Raw genomic sequence first — 17,898 nt, forward strand, 5'->3', positions numbered from 1 at the left:
GGATCGCCGGATCGCCGGGCCGACGCTCGACGGGGGCGGAATGCCGTCCACTGTACGGTCACGGTCGCGGAACCATCCGTGCCCTCAGCGCCATCCCCGTATACGACAGCGAAGGAGCCTCCCATGGCATCAGGCCCTCAACTCGGTAGCGCAGCACCGGACTTCACCCTCCCGGGCGGAGTTCTGTCGGGCGAGACCTTCGAGCGCGCCGACTACCGGCTGTCGTCCGCCCGCGGGCGGTCCGTGGTGCTGGCGTTCTACCCCGGGGACAACACCAGCGTCTGCACGAAGCAGTTGTGCTCGTACTCCTCGGGCATGGAGGCCTTCGAGGGCCTCGACGCCGACGTCTGGGGAATCAGTCCACAGGGTGTGGACAGCCATGAGTCGTTCGCCCGCTCCTTCGATCTGCGCATGCCGCTGCTGGCCGACGAGGGCCGGGAGACCGCCAGGGCGTACGGGGTCTCCGCGCCGGGCATCGGGGTGCGGCGGGCGGTCTTCCTCATCGGCCCGGACGGGGTCCTGCGCTGGAAGCACGTCGCGCTGCTCGGTGCGACGTTCCAGTCGCTCACCACGCTCACGGACCGCCTGTCCGGCATCAAAGACGCGTAAAGATTGCCGGAATCCGGCAGTGACCGAAGGTGGTGCTGTATGGGATCATCCAGCCAGATCGACGGAAAACGCTCGGGGGAAGTCGACAACAGGGGCGACAGGGGAGTGATCGCGTGACCATTTTTCTCGGTCTCGGCATTGCGGGGATCGTGCTGCTCGCGCTCTCCCTGATCTTCGGCGGGATCCTCGAAGGCCTCTTCGACGGCGTTCTCGACGGCCTCTTCGACGGGCTGCTCTCGCTTCCGGTGATCGCCGGCTTCATCTCGATGCTCGGCTTCGGCGGAGCGATCGTGCTCGGCTCGACAGGTGCCGGAACGTTCCTGGCCACCGTCGTCGGCGTCGCCGCCGGCCTCGTGGCGGCCGTGCTCACCTGGAAACTCAGCAAGGCCCTGATGCGCGACCAGACGCACACCACGCCGCGCGACTCCGACCTGGTCGGCACCTCGGGGTCCGTCGTGACGGCCATCCCGGCCGAGGGTTACGGCGAGGTGCTGCTGCGACTGGGCGGCCAGCCCGTGAAGTACGCGGCCAAGTCGGCCACGCCCGTCGCGCGCGGGACCGAGATCTGGGTGGAAGAGGCGCTGTCGACCACGTCGGTCGCGGTCCGCCCGGTGGAGCGCTGACCACGCCCCACCGCTCGGCCTCACCCCCGTACCACTTCACGCACCCACCGCACCCACCAACACCACCGCACCGCCCAGTTCCACAACAATCTGCCGTCCCCCACGGGAGGCAGGGGGGACACCTCACATGAGTCCAGTAGTCATCGCCGTCATCGGCATCGTCGTACTCCTCGTTCTGCTCGGCCTCGTCGTCATCACGCGCTACAAGGTGGCCGGGCCCAGCGAGGCATTCATCATCACCGGCCGCCGCGGCAAGAAGTCGACGGATCCGATCACCGGACAGACCAGCATCGACAACAGCGGCCAGAAGGTCGTCGTGGGCGGCGGCGTCTTCGTCGTGCCGTTCGTCCAGCAGAAGTTCACCCTCGACCTTTCCAGCCGGCACATCCCGATCGCCGTGCGCGGCGCGGTGACGCTGCGCGGCGTCAAGTCGAACCTCGAAGGCGTCGCGATCGTCAAGGTCGGCGGCAGCGAGGACGCGATCCGCGCCGCGGCCCAGCGCTTCCTCCAGCAGCAGGACGGCATCGTCGGCTTCACCCAGGAAGTGCTCTCCGGAGCGCTCCGCGCGATCGTCGGCCGGATGTCGGTCGAGGACATCATCCGGGACCGGGCCGCGTTCGCCGGGCAGGTCGCGGAGGAGGCCGAGGCCAGCCTCTCCGGCCAGGGCCTGATCCTGGACGCCTTCCAGATCCAGGACATCACCACCGAGGGCTCCTACCTGGAGGACCTCGGCCGCCCGGAGGCCGCCCGCGCCAAGCAGGAGGCGGACATCGCCGAGGCCATCGCGAAGCGGGCCTCGGAGCAGGCCCGGCTGAAGGCGGCCGAGGAGATCGCCATCGCCGAGCGGACGTACTACCTGAAGCAGGCCGAGATCAAGGCCGAGACGGAAGCCGCGGCCGCCAAGGCCAACGCCGCCGGTCCGCTCGCCGAGGCCGCACGCCAGCAGGAAGTCCTCCAGGAGCAGGAGAAGGTCGCCGAGCGCCAGGCCGCGCTGACCGACCGCGAGCTGGACACGAAGGTCCGTAAGCCCGCCGACGCCGCCCGCTACCAGGCCGAGCAGGAGGCGGAGGCCCGCCGCATCGCCCAGGTCAAGGAGGCCGAGGCCGACGCGGAGCGCTCGCGCCTGACCGGTCAGGGCGAGAAGCTGCACCGTTCGGCGCTGGCCGACGCGGTCCGCATCGAGGGTGAGGCGGACGCCGCGGCGATCGCCGCCAAGGGTGCGGCCGAGGCGGAGGCCATGCAGAAGAAGGCCGACGCGTTCGCGCAGTACGGCGACGCGGCCGTCCTCCAGATGCTGGTCGAGGTCCTCCCGAGCGTCGTGGCGAAGGCCTCCGAGCCGCTGAGCGCCATCGACAAGATGACGGTCATCTCCACGGACGGCGCGAGCCAGCTGGCCCGCACGGTCACCGACAACGTCGCGCAGGGCATGGAACTGCTCACCTCGACGACGGGCGTGGACCTGGCGGCCCTCCTCCAGAACCTGAAGGGCCGTACGGGCACGGTGCCCGCCCCCACGTCCCCGGAGGCTCCGGCGGACTCCTCGGCCCCGCAGAAGAACGGCGAGATCGAGATCAAGGGCTGACGCGCGAGGCCTCTACCCGGGGCCGAGCCCGTTCCCGCTCCCCGATCCCGCTACCCGATCCCGTGCCCGTGCCCGGCAGCGACCTGTTCGCCGCCGGGCACGGGCATGTCCGCGCCCGCTCACGACATCTCCGCCCGCTCCTGGCGGGCGGCCGCAGCGGCGGTGGCAGCGGCCAGCCGCCCCCGCCACCCACTGAGCTGTTCCTGCGCCTGCCAGCCGTCGGCATCGCCCCCGAGGTCGGCGATACGGTGCTCCGCCCAGCGGGCCCAGGCGGCGGCCTGCCGGCAGTCGGGGCACTCGGTCTCCCCGGCCATGGCCCGGAAGACATGCTCGGGCCCGGGACCGGGGCAGGTGACGAGCGGCGGAACGTACCGGGGAACGGCGGGCGGGGGAACCGCGTCGGAGGCCGACGGCTCCGGATCTTGCTCCGGCGCCGACTCCGACGCCGACTCCGACGCCAGCTCCGGCATCGGCATCGGCATCGGCATCGGCATCGGCATCGGCTCATGCTTCTGCTTCTGCGTCGGCTGGACTTCACGAGCTGCGGGGACGGTGGCTTCGGGCATCTTCTCCGCGAGCCGGTGCCGCAGGAACCCCACGGCGGACCGCACCCCGCCCTCCGGCAGATCACTGCTCAACACCCGCCGCAGCTCACCGGCGGAGACCCCGCGCCGCAGCCACTCCACGGCCTGCCCGACGAGCACACGGGCCTCGGCGACACCGAGGTGGAGCCCACGACTCACATGCCGGAGTGACAACAACACCCGCTCGGCTTGGACCTCTTCAGCGGTCAACGACTCCAAGACCGCTTCCACGCACGGGGCTTCGGTGGGTGGGCGGGAGGAGTTCTTCTCCCGTTCTTCGTCTACCGGTAGTTGATGACCGACGGTCCGGGGACCCGGCTGACCGACGGTCGGAAACCGGGCACTCGGAGACGGTGCGACACCGAGACCGGCGTCGCACCACAGAGGAGACACCTCGGTATCGGCCAACGGCACATTGGAGAAGACCTGCTGGGTGACCCAACGCCCACGCTCCCCCATGACCCGCCGCTCATGCACGAACCCGCACAGGAGCAACTGCTCCTTGGCCCGCTGATAGGCCCGCCCCTTGATGTCCAGCTTCCGCGCGTGCTCGGACAACGCCAGATCGGTGCCGCCGTCCGGCAACCCCTGAACGTAAAGAATCAGAACCTTCGCGTCACTGCACAGACGCGGATGACGCACGACGTCGTGCGAAGCCTTCGTGTAGCGCCGAGAGGGCGCGATAGCATGCCAAAGCATCCCGGTGGACTCCTGTTTCCACTAGTTGGGTGAAGGCCCTCGGCTCGGTGCTACGAACACCACCGGGGGCCGCCCCATGTGCGGGTACACACAGAGCGTGATGACGCGATCACGGTACCGCAGCCGGGAAGGCGCGAGCGCCAAAAGGCGGAACACCCCACCCGACCAGGTGACTTACTGCTTCCGTGGACGCATGCACGAGGTAGACCACCGCCAAGCACGCCGCCCGCCCCGCCCACTTCTCCTCCTGGACGTGGACGGCGTACTGAACCCTTTCGCGTCCCCGACCTGCCCACCCGGCTACCGCGAACACGACTTCTTCCCGGACGACGACCCACCGGTCCGCCTGAACGAATCCCACGCCTCCTGGCTGCCCCTGCTCGCCACCCGCTTCGACCTGGCCTGGGCCACCGGCTGGGAGGACGAGGCGAACACCTACCTGTCCCCGCTCTTCGGCCTCCCGCGACTACCGGTGATCCGCTTCCCCCCGGTCCCTTTCGCCCCCGCGGAAAAGGTCCCGCCCATCGCGGCCTTCGCCGGGGACCGCCCCACGGCCTGGGTGGACGACGCACACACGGAGGAGGCCCGGGAGTGGGCCGCCGCCCGTACGGCACGGACCCTGCTCCTCGCTACGGACCCGGCGGAGGGGCTGACGAGGGAGGCGGTGGAGGAGCTGCTGCGGTGGTGAGCGACGGCCCCTGCCAGGGCGCGTGTTCCGGGTGGGCCGGCAGGTCAGAGAGGGACGATGCGGACCTTGTTGCCGCAGAGCTTGGTCATGTCGTCGCTGTCGGAGGTCAGGATGGCAACCGGTTTCGGCTGGCGCAGGGCGACCTCGGCGACCGTGGCGTCGATGGCGTACTTGTGCCCGTGTAGCCCGGCGCCCTTGAGGAGTTCCGCTGCCGCTTTCGCCGCCTGCTCGGTGACGGGCTCCACCTTGACGCGGGACAGGGCCCAGTTCAGGCGGGGCATGGTGCGTAAGTGGCTGACTTCCACGATGGCGTTCGCCCCGATCACCAGGACGGCTCCCATGTCGTGGAAGACCTGCAACATCGCAAGGAACTCGCGGTCCTGCTCGATCCAGGCGGAGAGTACTTCCGAGTCCAGGACAACGGTTTGATGCACTCGCTCACGCCGCGTCCGCGTCCTTGAGGGAGCCGGCGGCACCGAAGATCTTCGAACGGGCGTCGGCAAGCTCCTCATCACTGAAGCGTCCGTGCTCCTCCTCGTGGCAGCGAAGATCGTCGCCCAGAAGCTGGTGCCGGATCTGACGGGCTACGGCTTCCGCCACATAGCCGCACCCCCTCGGCGGCTTGATTTTCAGCACTGACCTCGTGTGCGCTCGACCGCCGGTAACCTCTCGGCAGCGTTCAGTGTCGAGGAGGGGGTGGGTCGTGACTGAGCAAGCATTCGGGATCGACAAGATTCAGCTGGTCAAACTGCTGCGTCGGGTGACCGAAGGCGAAGCACAGCTACCGGAGTTCCAACGCGGCTGGGTGTGGCCGGACCACAACATCATCGGCTTGCTCGCCTCAATCTCTCGTGGATACCCGGTCGGCACCCTCATGCTGCTGCAGACCGGTGGTGACGTCCGTTTCAAGTGTCGCCCGGTTGAGGGCGCCACCCCGCCCCCGGGCACCGAACCGGACGCCCTGATTCTCGACGGCCAGCAGCGGATGACCTCGCTCTTCCAGTCGCTCATGCTCGGCAAGCCGGTCGAGACACAGAACCAGCGTAAACAGCGGATCACCGGCTGGTTCTACGTCGACATGGTCAAGGCTCTCGACCCTCAGGCGGACCGTGAAGACGCCATCCGCCTTCTGCCGGCGGACCGGATGGTCCGCAGCTTCCGCGGCGATCTCATCGAGGACTACTCGACCCCGGAAAAGGAATACGCCGCCCGGCTCTTCCCACTCTCCCAGCTCTTTTCCAACCGAGATTGGAGCTACGGTTACGAGGACTACTGGAAGGATCAGGGGCAGGACGGCCGTAAGTGGTGGCGGGACTTCGAGGAGGCATTCGTTCGCCCCTTCGAGCTCTACCAGGTACCGGTGATCGAGCTAGGGAAGCAAACCGAGAGGCAGGCTGTCTGCCAGGTCTTCGAGAAGGTCAACACCGGCGGCGTCACCCTCACAGTCTTCGAGCTGCTCACCGCCACATATGCCGCCGAAGAGTTCGACCTGCGCCACCACTGGAACAATGCGGTCCGGGCCGCTTGGAAGGCACCGGAGTACCGCGTCCTCAAAGAGGTTGCCAACACCGACTTCCTGCAGGCCGTCACCCTGATGGCAACGGCTGCCCGGCGCGCCGATGCCGCTGCCGCAGGGATGGATGAAGAGCGTCTGCCGCGAATCGGCTGCAAACGCAAGGACATGCTGGACCTGGGTCTGGACGAGTACCGCCGCTACGCACCACTGGTCGTCCAAGGCTTCAAGGACGCCGCCAAGTTCCTCCGCCAGCAGTATCTCTTCGACACCAAGTTTCTCCCCTACGGCACCCAGCTCATCCCTCTTGCCGCGATCCTCAGCACGCTCGGCGAGCAGGCCGAACCGGCCGGTGCGCAGCAGAAGCTCGCCCGTTGGTACTGGTGCGGTGTGTTCGGCGAGCTGTACGGCGGCTCGACGGAGACCAGGTTCAGCCATGACCTCCCCGAAACCGTGGGTTGGGTGCGCGGCACCAGGGCCGAACCTCGCACCATCCACGATGCCCGGTTCAGTGAGAGCCGCCTGCTGACATTGCGCACCCGCAACAGCGCCGCCTACAAGGGGATCTACGCACTTCTGATGAAGGAAGGCGCCGTCGACTGGCGAACCGGTGAGAAGACCGAGATCACCGAGTACTTCGCTGAGGCCGTTGACATTCACCACATCTTCCCGCAAGCGTGGTGCGAGCGGGAGAACATCGCCCGGGGCACTTACAACTCAATCGTCAACAAGACCCCGCTGACCGGACGTACCAACCGCATCATCGGCGGGACAGCGCCCTCTGCCTATCTCCCCAGGCTCGCGAAGAACGCCGAGGTGGACGCGGACACCGTGGCCAACCACATTCGTACCCATCTGGTTGATCCCACGCTGCTCGCCAAGGATGACTTTGCGGGCTTCTTCGAAGCCCGGCAGCAAGCCCTGGTCGAGGCGATCGAGACGGCCACTGGCAAGGCGGTCGTTACTGAAGACGGTTATCCCACAACCGGTGTGGTGGACGAGGGCGACGAAGACTAAATGACCGCCGGGTGCCGTGGCGGACCCTCTTCCCGGGCCACGTCGACTGCTCGTTGAACGGGCACCTTGCCATCAGTCGCAACCGACGCACGGACGGAGCCGGCCACGGGCAAGAGGGCGATGAGATCGGAGCCCGGTAGACGCGGGGCCGTGCTGCCGGAGTTCCTGCGGAAGGACTTTCAGCGGCACATGAGTCGGCACGCCGAGAAGGGGCCGGATGGTGCGGTCGGCCCGTTACAAGGCGCGCGAGGAGGGCGACGAGCACTACGGCCTGCTCGCCGAACTCGGCCAGTACGGCACCGCCCTCTGGCTCCGCTGGCACGGGTCCGACGTGGACGTGGCCGTGCTACCGGACTGCCCGGTGATCGGAACCGGCTCCGGCTCCGGCTCCGGTGGGGACGCCTGCGGCCTTTTCGCCGGTCACGTCGAGCGGCACAGCTGGGCAGAAGCGCCGCCTCAAAGAGCGCTTAGTCCTGGTGGGAGTGTTGGGAACGCAGTGATCTCGGGGATGATTGCGTGGTGTTGGTCCAGGTGGAAGCGGTGGGGCGGGTCGTCGACGGGCGCGTGACGGTTCGGGTGCGCTCGGAGGTGGGTGCCGCCGCGGCATTCTGGTGCGGCGGTCCGACGGGAGTGGGCCGCGAGCATCATGTGGAGTGGACTGTTGAAGAGGACGTGTCCTGGGGCGGCAACACCCGACCGGCCGCTTCCTTCCTGTCCGGGGTGGATGAGAAGGAAGGTGACCGGATCGTCTTTCGGGGGCGGCTGGGCTTGACGGGCGACGGCGGGGCCACGTTGGAAGTAGCCGGAACCCACATCCTTTCGACCTCGCCGACCCGCCGCCATCGACTGCTGTCGATGGAACGTGGGTCGAGATCAGCGTGGAGCGGAACAGTGTCAGCCTGTGGCCCTACCTGCTGTGATTAACAGGAGCGCGATTGGGTGGCCGTTCAGCTGTCGCGCCAGTTGTAGGTGGATTCTCGGGTGAGTCTGCGACTCATGAGCCGCCGGATCATCCGCGAATCCGCCCCGGACTGGCGTGACGCCTGAGCACGCGGCGCTGTACCCCCACCCGTCGGGCATCTACGAACCCACCGCTTCACAGATCAAGCACTTCTTCAGGTGGTCGGGCTCTGGGCAGGGCACCCCCGTAGACGTACGGGTCGATTTCGTTGCCCTTCCTGTCACAAAGGTGGAAGCAGTGGCCGTTGACCCACAGCGTGACCGAATCGCGCCGGTGGCCAACCTGGAAGGGCTCGTCCCCAAGCTGCGTCCCAGGCCAAGAACCATCTCCCGCTGAGGAATGAGTGACAACGACGCATGTCTCCTTCGGCAGGATCCGATGGACGTCTCCCCAGGGTTCCAACATCAGATCCAGCGGCATCTCGTCGTCGTTCCTGACCACCAGCCGCGCCGTTCTCCCCGCGAACATTGCCATCGCCCCTCCCCGGCCCTTCGCAGCCACACGTGCGACTGCTACCTCGGTCCGCACGCGACAAAATCCTCACACGCAGGATCAGTCGAACCAAGCGTCACGAGTTACCAAATACCCCAGTTGGAATGAAACGCCCTTTCAGTGACATGCGCACTCGCCGACTTTCCCGGCCCCTCCGGGACCCCGCACCGCCCTCGTCGCGTACAGCGCTGCGTAGGCAGGGCTGCTGGGACTGCCCCGCTCCCTCGCCCGCGAACTGGGCCCGTACGGAATCTGCGTCGGACACCGTCATGCCCGGTGCCAGCCAGGTCGAGGCCGAGAGCACCCTCCCCGCCCAGCACCGAGCGCTGCCGGAGGACCAGATCAAGCGTCAGTGCGTCCCGCGCCGTGGCCGGCCCGAGGGTGTCGCGACCCTGGTGGCGCTTCTCGTGGGGCCCTCCGCCTCCTTCATCACGGGACAGTCCATCCACGTCGACGGCGGCCGGCTGCTGGACTGAGACCACCAACAAGCAGGGAGACAAGCCGAAATGATGGAACGAGTCCGCGCCGTCCTGGTCACCGCAGACGACACGATGCTGGTCATCCGCCGCACCCGGCCCGGCATCCCCGAATACTGGGTCCTGCCCGGCGGCGGCGTCGAACCCGGCGACGCGTCCCGGGAGGCCGCCCTCCACCGGGAGATCCACGAGGAAATCGCGGGGAAGGCCGACATCATCCGTCTCCTCCACACGATGGAGTCCGACGACGAGCGTCAGCTCTTCTACCTCGCCCGCATCGCGACCTGGTCCTTCGAGGACCGCACCGGCCCCGAGTTCAGCGCCGAAGGCCGCGGTGAATACGCGCTGGAAGAGATTCCGCTGACCACGGAGGGGCTCGACGGCATCGACCTCAAGCCCGAAGAGATCGCCCATGTCCTACAGGCAGCCATCAGTGGCGAAAGCCTCGGAGTCGAGGGATCGCTCTGAGCCTTTGAGTCCGTCAACCCGCCATCAGGGCCAGACCGAGATGAGCCGGCCTCGCAGGGAGGGCGCCCCGTCCCCGTAAGCGGGAGGGCCCGCAGAACACGGGGTCCCGGAGACTTCGCCCTTCGGGACCCCGGAGCGTCCTCCGCCTCCCCTTTACCCCGCCTCCACCTGCGTCAGCGCCTCCGTGATCATGCGGGTCGCGAAGTCCGGGTCCTCCGTGATGCGGTTGATGTGCTCCGCCAGCAGGAACGCCGTCGCCTCCAGCGGCGTCAGCTCCGTCTTCTTCCACTCGCCGTACTGCTGGCGCCACAGGGTGGGGCTCAGGCCGATGGCGGCGGCGATGACCATGCCGGACATCGTGGGGATGGTCTCTGGAGGAATGCTCCTGGGCATCCGCCTGAGTGTCGCGACCAGGGTCGGGACCACGTACTCGATGACGTCCTTGTCGTGCGCCTCGTGGGCCTCGCGCAGCCACTTCACGTACAGGAAGATCAGCGTGCACGCGCCGTCCAGCACGTCGTCAAGGCCCTCCGGGCCCAGCGAGGAGATGAGTTGCCGGGCCAGATCCTCCTGTTCGGGATCGGCATCGGTCCTGTCCTTGTGGACGCTCCTGAGCCGGGAGTCGATGAGCATGAGCGCCGCGCTCACATCACCGGCGGGAGCGTATCGGGGTTCAAAGGGTGACAAGACAGAAGACCTTCTGGGATGGCCACCGGTGGGCAGCCCGCAGGGCCGGGGGCGGCATTCCACTCCTCTACGTACTCGGGCGGTTACGCAGAAGACTCTCCACCATCCCCGGCCGTCCCGTCCGGCACTCGGCGGATTCGGCGGGCTTCCGCCGTCACTTCCGCCAGAACAGGTGGTGCGTCATGCCGCTCGGGCTCGGAACGACGTCCAGGTGGTACCGGTCGAGCAGTTCGTCGGGCGACTCCCACAGGTGCAGGCCCGTTCCCAGCTTCACCGGTGCGACCGCCACGTGCAGGGTGTCGACCAGGCCGGCGTCGAGGAACTCACGGATCGTGGTGACTCCGCCGCCGAGTCGTACGTCCTTGCCGTCCGCCGCTTCCCGCGCCCGGTCGAGGACCGTCGCCGGGTCGTCGTCGACGAAGTGGAACGTGGTGTCCGACAGCGTGATCGACGGGCGCTTGTGGTGGGTCATCACGAACACCGGTGTGTGGAACGGGGGCTTCTCGCCCCACCAGCCCTGCCACTCGTGGTTCTCCCAAGGGCCGCGCTGGGGGCCGAACTTGTTGCGGCCCATGATCTCGGCGCCGATGTTGCGTGCGAAGTCCCGTGTGAAGTAGTCGTCCAGGCCCCGGCTCCCGCCGGCGTCCGTGCGCATGGGCCAGCTGGCCGTCGCCCCGGCCCAGGAGAAGAGCCGCTCGGGGTCGACGTGACCGAACGGGCGCTCCAGCGTCTGGTTCTCTCCGGCGGCGATGCCGTCGCTCGAGACGGTGAAGTTCTGGACTCTCAGCAGCTGGGTCACGCGTTTCTCCTGCTCCTGTGCGGTCAACGACGGTGGTGAGACTTCCCGCAGAGGGAAAACTCATCGGTCGAGGGGAGAGATCACCTCACCTCACCACACCACAACGCACGCGCTTCAGCGATCCAGGAGAGTCCTCGTGAGCGATCAGTCCGGCCGACAGGCCCGTAAGCCGTTCCTGTACGTCGTCGTCTGCGCGGCCGGGGTCGCCCGCGATGTCGACCGGCTGTTCGCCGCCGCGCAGGACGCCGGGTGGGACGTGGGCGTCATCGCCACCCCGCAGGGGCTCGGGTTCCTCGACGCGGCGGCCGTCGAGGCGCGGACCGGATACCCGATCCGCTCCGCCTGGCGCTCCCCCGGCGATCCCCGCCCGCTGCCGGACCCGGACGCGATCGTCGTCGCGCCCGCCACGTTCAACACCATCAACAAATGGGCGGCCGGGATCTCGGACACCCTCGCCCTCGGCGTCCTCTGCGAGGCGTACGGGCTCGGCGTCCCCACCGCCGTCCTCCCGGCCGTGAACTCCTCGCTCGCCCAGCACCCCGCGTACGTCGAGAGCCTGGCCAGGCTGCGCGGCATGGGCGTCCGGGTCAGCACCCGCGCCCCGCACACGCCCAAGTCCGGTGACACGGCTGCCTTCCCCTGGGAGGAGGCCCTGGAGCTGCTCGCACCCGAACTCTCCGCGCGGACCTGAGCGGCGGCGTACGGCCGGCGCAGGAGCTGGCCGAGGCCGGGGGGTCGGAGCCGGCGAGAGCTGTGCGTCACCCAGGAAAGTACTTTCCTGGGTGGAAAATGAATGCCATCATGAGGATCCGCAGGTCACCCGCGTCCCCGGAAGGTTCTCGCATGCCCACGCCCTCGTCGCCGTCCCCCTCACCGTCGCAGGAGGACGAAGCCGTGCACCCCATGGCCTCGGCGGAGTACGCGGCCGACGCGCTGAGCGACGTACGGCTGGCGCAGGAGCGGGCCGGGCTCCGGGCGGGGACGACACCTGCCTGGTACGGGCCGGCCGCCGCGGTCGCCCTGGTGGGGCCGAGCTTGGTGCGGGCCTGGAGCGACGGCCGGGGTGGAACCGCGACGGTGGTCGCGCTGCTCGTGTCGCTGCTCGGGCTCGGCGTCGTCGTCGCGCTCGCGCGTGCCGCCCGGCGGGGGGCCGGGGTGCTGGTGGCACGTTCCTGGTCCTCGCGACTGTGGCGGAGCCGGGTCGTGCTGCCCGTCGTCTTCGCGGCCGGAGCGATCACGGGGCTCGCCTGCTGGGCAGCCGGGGCGGGCCAAGCCACCACCCAGATCGTCGTGTTCGGCGTCTGGGGGCTCGGCGTCTGGGGCGCTTGCCTCGTGCGCAACGCGTCCATCCGGCGGGCCCTGCGGGAGCTCGCGTGAGCGGGGAGGCCGACCGCGGCGACGATCCCGCACCCGGCGACGGCCCCGCCCGGGACGAGAGACCCGCGCAGAGCGGCAGCGCCGCGCCGGACGAGGCCCCCGCGTTGGACGGGGCCCCCGCGCCGGACGAGGCCCCCGCGTTGGACGGCGTCATCCACCATCCGACCCGGCTGACCCTCGTCGCCTTCCTCTCCGCCTGCGACGAGGCCGAGTTCGCCGCCGTGCGCGACGGGTGCCGGGTCTCCGACTCGGCCCTCAGCAAGAACGCCTCCGCGCTGGAGGCCGCGGGCTACCTCCACGTACGCAAGGGGCACGTCGGCAAGCGGCCCCGGACCTGGCTTTCCCTCACCCCCGCCGGCCGACAGGCGCTGGCCCGGCACCTCGCGGCACTCCAGGATCTGGTGGACGCCGCCCGCGGCGCGGCGGGCTCCGTCGGCGCGTAGCGCCGCCCCGTACGGCGGTCGACTGCGGGTCCCTCGACGGTTTTGCGTCGCCCGATAGGGTAATGGCCGAATAAAGACATCACCAAGTGCGCGCGCGCCGCCGCACTCTCGGGAGGAAGCCATGGGAACCCGCCGCACGTCACTGCCCGGAGTGGGTGCTCAGTACGACTTCACCACCGAGACGGGCCAGCACATCTCGGTCGTCGTCCACCACGACGGTCGCCGGTTCATCGGGTTCTACGATCAGGACGATCCTGATTCGTGCCAACTCTCCGTCCCCCTGTCGACGTCCGAGGCCACCGCGCTCGCGCACCTCATCGATCCGGCGCCCATCGACGCCGTACGGACCGAGGGCATCGACCTCGTCACCGAGCACATCCCGCTCGGGTCCCGCTCCCCGTACGGCGGGCGGCTGCTGGGCGAGACGCGGGCGCGGACCCGGACCGGGGCGTCCATCGTGGCGGTGCTGCGCACCCACAGCGCGCACCCGTCGCCGGAACCGGATTTTCGACTGGCCATCGGGGACACACTCGTCGCCGTCGGTACGCGTGAGGGCGTCGACGCGCTCTCCGAGATCATTGCGGAGGGCTGACCGTGCACGACACGACTGCATTGCTGGTGGAGCTGGGAGCCGTCATCCTCGGGCTGGGGCTCGTGGGACGGTTCGCCGGGCGGATAGGGCTCTCCCCCATCCCCCTGTACCTGCTCGCCGGGCTGGCGTTCGGGCACGGAGGGCTGATTCCGCTCAAGGCCAGCGAAGAGTTCACCATGGTGGGCGCCGAGATCGGCGTCATCCTGCTGCTTCTGCTGCTGGGTCTTGAATACAGCGCTTCCGAGCTGGTCACCAGTCTCAAGACGCAATACCCGTCCGGCGCCGTGGACTTCGTGCTCAACGCGACGCCCGGCGCCGTCGCCGCCCTGATCCTCGGCTGGGGTCCCGTGGGCGCGGTCGCGCTCGCCGGTGTCACCTGGATCTCCTCGTCCGGGGTGATCGCCAAGGTCATGACCGACCTCGGCCGGCTCGGCAACCGCGAAACCCCCGTCATCCTCGGCGTCCTCGTCATGGAGGACCTGGCGATGGCGGTGTACCTGCCGCTGCTCACCGCCATGCTCGCCGGGGTCAGCCTGGCCGGCGGCAGCCTCGCGCTCGTGATCGCGCTCGGGGCCGTCGGACTCGTCCTCTACCTGGCGCTCCGTCACGGCCGCCTGATCAGCCGCGCGGTCTCCTCCGACAACCCGGAGATGCTGCTCCTGGTCGTCCTCGGCCTCACCGTCCTGGTCGCCGGTGTCGCCCAGCAGCTCCAGGTGTCCGCGGCCGTCGGCGCGTTCCTCGTCGGCATCGCGCTCTCCGGCGAGGTCGCCGAGGGCGCCCGCAAGCTGCTCACCCCGCTGCGGGACCTGTTCGCCGCCGTGTTCTTCGTCTTCTTCGGGCTCTCCACGAACCCGGCCGACATCCCGCCGGTGCTGCTGCCCGCCGCCCTGCTGGCCATCATCACCACCTTCACCAAGATCGCCACGGGCTACTACGCGGCCCGGCGCGCCGGGGTCGGCTCGCGCGGTCGCTGGCGCGCGGGCGGCACCCTCGTCGCGCGCGGCGAGTTCTCCATCGTCATCGCCGGTCTCGCCGTGGCCACCGAGCCGCGCATCGGGCCCATCGCCACCGCGTACGTCCTGATCCTCGTCATCGTCGGCCCGCTCACCGCCCGGTGGACGCAGCCCATCGCCGCGAAGATCGAGGCCCGTCGCGGTGGCGGCGACGGACAGGACAAGGGCGCGAGCGGCACGGAGAAGGAGCCCGTCGCGAAGTCCGCCCCCGAGCGCCGCCTGCCGTCGCACGACGACCTCACCCCCGAACCGGCGGGCGAGACACGCGAGTAGCCGCCGCCTGCCGCTGGCGCTGCCGCCGCTGCTGCCAGCCTTTTCGAAGCCCCCGGACACGCGCATCGTGTCAGGGGGCTTCGTCGTGGCAGACACCCCGGCCATCGACATCTACACACCTGTAGAGTTGCGCCGGTTCCGGATTCGCACCGCAACGTAGGGAGATGTCATGGCTCTGTGGGATCGCATCAAGGAATCCGCGTCGTCGATGCAGACGCAGCTGGAGGCGAAGAAGAACGACCTGAAGTCGGGGTCGTTCCGGGACGCGAGCATGGCCATGTGCGCTCTCGTCGCCGCCGCCGACGGTTCCATCGACCCGTCGGAGCGCCAGCGCGTGGCGACGCTCATCTCGACCAACGACGTTCTGCGGAACTTCCCCGCCGACGACCTGCAGCGTCGCTTCAACGCCTACGTCGACCAGCTCACCGCCGACTTCGCGTTCGGCAAGGTCAGCGTGCTCCAGGAGATCGCCAAGGCGAAGAAGAAGCCGGCCGAGGCCCGCGCCGTGGTCCAGATCGGCATCGTCATCGGCGGCGCCGACGGCGACTTCGACACGTCCGAGCAGGCCGTCGTGCGGGAGGCGTGCTTCGCGCTCGACCTGCCGCCGCACGAGTTCGACCTGTAGGCGGCACCCCAGAACCGCCGGTGCGGTCGCGCGGTCCGGCAGACCACCGGCCCGTGTCCCCGTCCCCACCGGCAGGCCGGGGGTGCGTCACCCCCCTTGCGCACCCCCGGCCAACCTTCCCCACCCGCTCTTCCGGCCACCCATTGCGGCGACCCCTGCGGCAGCGGCCGTCACAGCTCCTTGGCCGGCCAGTCCAGCAGCCGGGCCCCGATGACCGCCGTCTGCAGGCTGTAGCGGTGCATCGGGTCCGAAGGGTCGGACCCGGTCAACTGGTGGATGCGCTCCAGTCGGTACGTCAGCGCCCGTACGCTCAGCGCCAGCCGGCGGGCGGTCTCGGCGGCGACGCAGCCCGCGTCGAAATAGACCGCCAGCGTGTTCAGCAGCGGTTCCGCCCCGCCCCGCGCCTTCTGGAGCGGGCCCAGCTCGCTGCGCACCAGATCGGCCATCGCCTGCCGGTCCCGGGTCAGCACCGGGTAGACCATGAGGTCCGAGGCGTACAGCACGGGTTCGTCCATCCCCATCCGGTCCGCCAGATCGAGGGCTTCGAGCGCCTCGTCGTACGAGTGGACCACCCCGCCGGGGCCCTTGTGCGGGCGGCCGACCGCGACCTGGCCGCCGTCCGTCGCCGCGTGCGCCTGCTTGGCGAAGTAGCGCAGGACGTCGGGCTGACTGCCCGGCGCGATGCAGACGATCCGGCCGTCCTTCGTCGTCAGCAGGATCTTGCGGCCGCTGAACCGCGTCAGCAGCGCCGCCTCCACACTGCGCGGCACCGCGTCCGTCTCCGTGTACGCCTCCGGGCCCGACGCCACCGCCACCGCGTGCGCCCGGGAAAGCCGCAGGCCGAAGCGGGTCGCCCGCTCCGCGAGCCGCACCAGATCGCTGCGCCCGTAGAGCAGGTCGTCGATGAACTCCCGGCGCGCCGCCTCCTCCCGCCGCACGGTGAGCCGCTGGGCACGCTCGAAGCCCTCGGCGAACGCGTCGACCGCCTGCTCCACCGCGGCCAGGACGGCGTCGGTCGTGGCAGGGGAGTTTCCGGCAGCGGCACGTGGCCAGGCCTCACGGGTCTGCGCCAGATGCATCGTCACCAGAGCGCGCAGCTGATGGCCCGCGTCAGCCGCCGCACGGCCCAGCGCACGACGTGCTTCCAGCTCGTCACGCGTCAGGCGGCGGCCGGTGAGGGCGACTTCGCCCAGAATATGGGCATAGTTTCCCAGCATCTCCTCGGGAATCATCGGCTCGGCCACGCACTCTCCTTCAGCCTTGCAACAGTCCTGTCATTTCCCCAACGCACACGGGGCGGTGCCGGTGCCCGGCATTAGTGAAGCGTAAAGATTGCCGGGATCCGGCAATGCGCTGCGCGGGTCCCGGCTGACACGATCTGGTCAGCAACAACACGGGGGAAGCACGGGGGAGCACGGGGAACGGGGACGGGGGACGACGCCTCTCTCGGACCCGGATTCCGGACCGTCCGAACCGTCCACGGGGGATCGGGGACGGTTCGGACGGTCCGGGATCCGGCGGGAGGAGTCCCTAGGGGGACGACCCGGCCGCTGCGGCAGGTTCCGACAACGCCGCGGCGCCGGGCCCCGGCCTCCGACGGCCGCTCGCCACCCCCGTACCGGATCACACGGACGCACACCGCCTCAGGGCCCGTGCGCAGAACCGCAGGGGGTGGGACCGATGGACGAATTCCTGGGCGCGGCACTCGGATTCCCCGCCGTCATCTTCGGTGCCGCTCTGGTGGTCGTCGTCTGCTTCTGGCTGCTGGTGCTCGCCGGGGCCGCCGGCCACGACTCCTTCGACGCGGACCTCGACACCGGCCCGGCCGGTCTCGGCGGTGTCCCGGTCTCCGTCTCCGTCTCCCTGCTGGTCGTCCTCTCCTGGTTCGGCAGCCTGACCGGCACGGTCCTGCTGCACCGGAGCGAGACCGGCAGCACCACCCGCGCCGTACTCGCCGTCGCCGTGCTCGCCGGGTCGCTGCTCCTCGCCTGGGCGGCCGTCCGCCTCCTCCTCCACCGCTTCCGCCGGTACTTCCCGGCGGAACCTCCGCCATCGCGGCTGGACTTCGTCGGGAGCGTCTGCACGATCCGCACCGGCTCCGTCACCGCGACGTTCGGGCAGGCCGAGGTCGTGTCGTACGACGGGTCGACGGCCATCGTGCAGGTCCGCACGGCCGAACCGTTCCCGTCCGCCTCCCGGCTCTCCGGGCCGGCCGCCGAGGAAGCGCCGCTCGTCATGGGCGGGTCCGGGCTGCTGTACGCGTACGACGAGGACGGCGAGTTCTTCTGGGTCTCGCCCTACGACGCGGCGCTCGACCCGGGTCCGAACACCCGACCGCACGAGCTGCCGGGCGGGGCGAGCGGCTGACCCGGCCGCC

The 17,898-nt window shown here is 69.5% G+C and carries 21 protein-coding genes; 14 read left to right on the forward strand and 7 right to left on the reverse strand.

Going from position 1 to position 17,898, the window contains the following annotated elements; genetic code table 11:
* Positions 1-123 precede the first annotated feature (123 nt).
* From IE272_RS09420 to IE272_RS09430, 3 genes are all read left to right on the forward strand, one after another.
* A complete protein-coding gene (locus tag IE272_RS09420) occupies positions 124-609 on the forward strand; it encodes a peroxiredoxin (RefSeq protein WP_050358368.1) in 486 nt (161 codons plus the stop codon).
* 113 nt (positions 610-722) lie between these two features.
* Positions 723-1,232, forward strand: coding sequence for an NfeD family protein (locus tag IE272_RS09425; RefSeq protein ID WP_007447936.1), 510 nt, complete (start codon positions 723-725; stop codon positions 1,230-1,232).
* A 127-nt stretch (positions 1,233-1,359) separates the two neighbouring features.
* Positions 1,360-2,814, forward strand: coding sequence for a flotillin family protein (locus IE272_RS09430; RefSeq protein ID WP_050358367.1), 1,455 nt, complete (start codon positions 1,360-1,362; stop codon positions 2,812-2,814).
* A gap of 119 nt (positions 2,815-2,933) precedes the next feature.
* On the opposite strand, the gene IE272_RS09435 is transcribed toward IE272_RS09430, so the two are convergent.
* Complete coding sequence (locus IE272_RS09435) at positions 2,934-4,097, reverse strand: hypothetical protein (RefSeq protein ID WP_190006636.1); 1,164 nt, start codon at positions 4,095-4,097, stop codon at positions 2,934-2,936.
* 193 nt (positions 4,098-4,290) lie between these two features.
* On the opposite strand from IE272_RS09435, the gene IE272_RS09440 reads away from it, so the two are divergent.
* On the forward strand, positions 4,291-4,785 hold the full coding sequence (locus IE272_RS09440) for an HAD domain-containing protein (protein WP_190006637.1): 495 nt from the start codon (positions 4,291-4,293) through the stop codon (positions 4,783-4,785).
* 44 nt (positions 4,786-4,829) lie between these two features.
* Here the strand turns inward: IE272_RS09440 and IE272_RS09445 are convergent, their stop codons facing one another.
* Both IE272_RS09445 and IE272_RS09450 read right to left on the reverse strand, forming a co-directional pair.
* The gene (locus IE272_RS09445; protein ID WP_229897248.1) at positions 4,830-5,219 is read right to left on the reverse strand and encodes a PIN domain-containing protein; all 390 of its coding nucleotides are present in this window, start codon (positions 5,217-5,219) and stop codon (positions 4,830-4,832) included.
* Between the two features lie 4 nt (positions 5,220-5,223).
* On the reverse strand, positions 5,224-5,421 hold the full coding sequence (locus IE272_RS09450; RefSeq protein ID WP_190006639.1) for a hypothetical protein: 198 nt from the start codon (positions 5,419-5,421) through the stop codon (positions 5,224-5,226).
* Between the two features lie 67 nt (positions 5,422-5,488).
* Here IE272_RS09450 and IE272_RS09455 point away from each other — a divergent pair, with 67 nt between their 5' ends.
* Complete coding sequence (locus IE272_RS09455; RefSeq protein ID WP_190006640.1) at positions 5,489-7,315, forward strand: DUF262 domain-containing protein; 1,827 nt, start codon at positions 5,489-5,491, stop codon at positions 7,313-7,315.
* Positions 7,316-8,411: 1,096 nt separating this feature from the next.
* On the opposite strand, the gene IE272_RS09460 is transcribed toward IE272_RS09455, so the two are convergent.
* The gene (locus IE272_RS09460; RefSeq protein WP_190006641.1) at positions 8,412-8,750 is read right to left on the reverse strand and encodes a hypothetical protein; all 339 of its coding nucleotides are present in this window, start codon (positions 8,748-8,750) and stop codon (positions 8,412-8,414) included.
* 287 nt (positions 8,751-9,037) lie between these two features.
* On the opposite strand from IE272_RS09460, the gene IE272_RS09465 reads away from it, so the two are divergent.
* Positions 9,038-9,244, forward strand: a complete 207-nt coding sequence (locus IE272_RS09465) for an SDR family oxidoreductase (protein ID WP_229897249.1) — start codon at positions 9,038-9,040, stop codon at positions 9,242-9,244.
* Between the two features lie 30 nt (positions 9,245-9,274).
* Complete coding sequence (locus IE272_RS09470) at positions 9,275-9,712, forward strand: NUDIX hydrolase (protein WP_190006642.1); 438 nt, start codon at positions 9,275-9,277, stop codon at positions 9,710-9,712.
* A gap of 153 nt (positions 9,713-9,865) precedes the next feature.
* Here the strand turns inward: IE272_RS09470 and IE272_RS09475 are convergent, their stop codons facing one another.
* Positions 9,866-10,345, reverse strand: coding sequence for a hypothetical protein (locus IE272_RS09475; RefSeq protein WP_190006789.1), 480 nt, complete (start codon positions 10,343-10,345; stop codon positions 9,866-9,868).
* Positions 10,346-10,553: 208 nt separating this feature from the next.
* Entirely contained in the window at positions 10,554-11,198 is a 645-nt protein-coding gene (locus IE272_RS09480) for a dihydrofolate reductase family protein (RefSeq protein ID WP_056702040.1), read from the reverse strand.
* Positions 11,199-11,334: 136 nt separating this feature from the next.
* Between IE272_RS09480 and IE272_RS09485 the strand changes: the two genes are divergently transcribed.
* The 6 genes from IE272_RS09485 (at position 11,335) to IE272_RS09510 (ending at position 15,521) form a co-directional block, all read left to right on the forward strand.
* Positions 11,335-11,889 carry a flavoprotein gene (locus IE272_RS09485; RefSeq protein ID WP_050358358.1) on the forward strand — a complete coding sequence of 185 codons (555 nt, stop codon included), beginning with the start codon at positions 11,335-11,337 and terminating at the stop codon, positions 11,887-11,889.
* Between the two features lie 152 nt (positions 11,890-12,041).
* Positions 12,042-12,575: a hypothetical protein gene (locus tag IE272_RS09490; protein WP_190006643.1), complete on the forward strand. Its 534-nt coding sequence runs from the start codon at positions 12,042-12,044 to the stop codon at positions 12,573-12,575.
* Positions 12,572-13,018 carry a winged helix-turn-helix domain-containing protein gene (locus tag IE272_RS09495; RefSeq protein ID WP_308433846.1) on the forward strand — a complete coding sequence of 149 codons (447 nt, stop codon included), beginning with the start codon at positions 12,572-12,574 and terminating at the stop codon, positions 13,016-13,018. Before IE272_RS09490 ends, IE272_RS09495 begins: the two co-directional genes overlap by 4 nt.
* A gap of 121 nt (positions 13,019-13,139) precedes the next feature.
* On the forward strand, positions 13,140-13,610 hold the full coding sequence (locus IE272_RS09500) for a cation:proton antiporter regulatory subunit (RefSeq protein WP_047177724.1): 471 nt from the start codon (positions 13,140-13,142) through the stop codon (positions 13,608-13,610).
* Between the two features lie 2 nt (positions 13,611-13,612).
* Positions 13,613-14,896 carry a cation:proton antiporter gene (locus tag IE272_RS09505; RefSeq protein ID WP_050358356.1) on the forward strand — a complete coding sequence of 428 codons (1,284 nt, stop codon included), beginning with the start codon at positions 13,613-13,615 and terminating at the stop codon, positions 14,894-14,896.
* A 169-nt stretch (positions 14,897-15,065) separates the two neighbouring features.
* Complete coding sequence (locus IE272_RS09510; RefSeq protein WP_007447911.1) at positions 15,066-15,521, forward strand: tellurite resistance TerB family protein; 456 nt, start codon at positions 15,066-15,068, stop codon at positions 15,519-15,521.
* Between the two features lie 170 nt (positions 15,522-15,691).
* Here IE272_RS09510 and IE272_RS09515 read toward each other — a convergent pair whose 3' ends face one another.
* A complete protein-coding gene (locus IE272_RS09515) occupies positions 15,692-16,765 on the reverse strand; it encodes a PucR family transcriptional regulator (protein ID WP_050358354.1) in 1,074 nt (357 codons plus the stop codon).
* 436 nt (positions 16,766-17,201) lie between these two features.
* Between IE272_RS09515 and IE272_RS09520 the strand changes: the two genes are divergently transcribed.
* Entirely contained in the window at positions 17,202-17,888 is a 687-nt protein-coding gene (locus IE272_RS09520) for a hypothetical protein (protein ID WP_050358353.1), read from the forward strand.
* Positions 17,889-17,898 lie beyond the last annotated feature (10 nt).

The organism is Streptomyces anulatus (assembly GCF_014650675.1).
GTDB lineage: Bacteria > Actinomycetota > Actinomycetes > Streptomycetales > Streptomycetaceae > Streptomyces > Streptomyces anulatus.

Excerpts from the sequence above, each read along its gene's own strand:
- IE272_RS09420 (WP_050358368.1), top strand. The coding sequence starts at position 124 with ATGGCATCAGGCCCTCAACTCGGTAGCGCAGCACCGGACTTCACCCTC.
- IE272_RS09430 (WP_050358367.1), top strand. The coding sequence starts at position 1,360 with ATGAGTCCAGTAGTCATCGCCGTCATCGGCATCGTCGTACTCCTCGTT.
- IE272_RS09435 (WP_190006636.1), bottom strand. The coding sequence starts at position 4,097 with ATGCTTTGGCATGCTATCGCGCCCTCTCGGCGCTACACGAAGGCTTCG.
- IE272_RS09440 (WP_190006637.1), top strand. The coding sequence starts at position 4,291 with ATGCACGAGGTAGACCACCGCCAAGCACGCCGCCCGCCCCGCCCACTT.
- IE272_RS09460 (WP_190006641.1), bottom strand. The coding sequence starts at position 8,750 with ATGGCAATGTTCGCGGGGAGAACGGCGCGGCTGGTGGTCAGGAACGAC.
- IE272_RS09465 (WP_229897249.1), top strand. The coding sequence starts at position 9,038 with ATGCCCGGTGCCAGCCAGGTCGAGGCCGAGAGCACCCTCCCCGCCCAG.
- IE272_RS09470 (WP_190006642.1), top strand. The coding sequence starts at position 9,275 with ATGATGGAACGAGTCCGCGCCGTCCTGGTCACCGCAGACGACACGATG.
- IE272_RS09475 (WP_190006789.1), bottom strand. The coding sequence starts at position 10,345 with ATGCTCATCGACTCCCGGCTCAGGAGCGTCCACAAGGACAGGACCGAT.
- IE272_RS09490 (WP_190006643.1), top strand. The coding sequence starts at position 12,042 with ATGCCCACGCCCTCGTCGCCGTCCCCCTCACCGTCGCAGGAGGACGAA.
- IE272_RS09500 (WP_047177724.1), top strand. The coding sequence starts at position 13,140 with ATGGGAACCCGCCGCACGTCACTGCCCGGAGTGGGTGCTCAGTACGAC.
- IE272_RS09510 (WP_007447911.1), top strand. The coding sequence starts at position 15,066 with ATGGCTCTGTGGGATCGCATCAAGGAATCCGCGTCGTCGATGCAGACG.
- IE272_RS09520 (WP_050358353.1), top strand. The coding sequence starts at position 17,202 with ATGGACGAATTCCTGGGCGCGGCACTCGGATTCCCCGCCGTCATCTTC.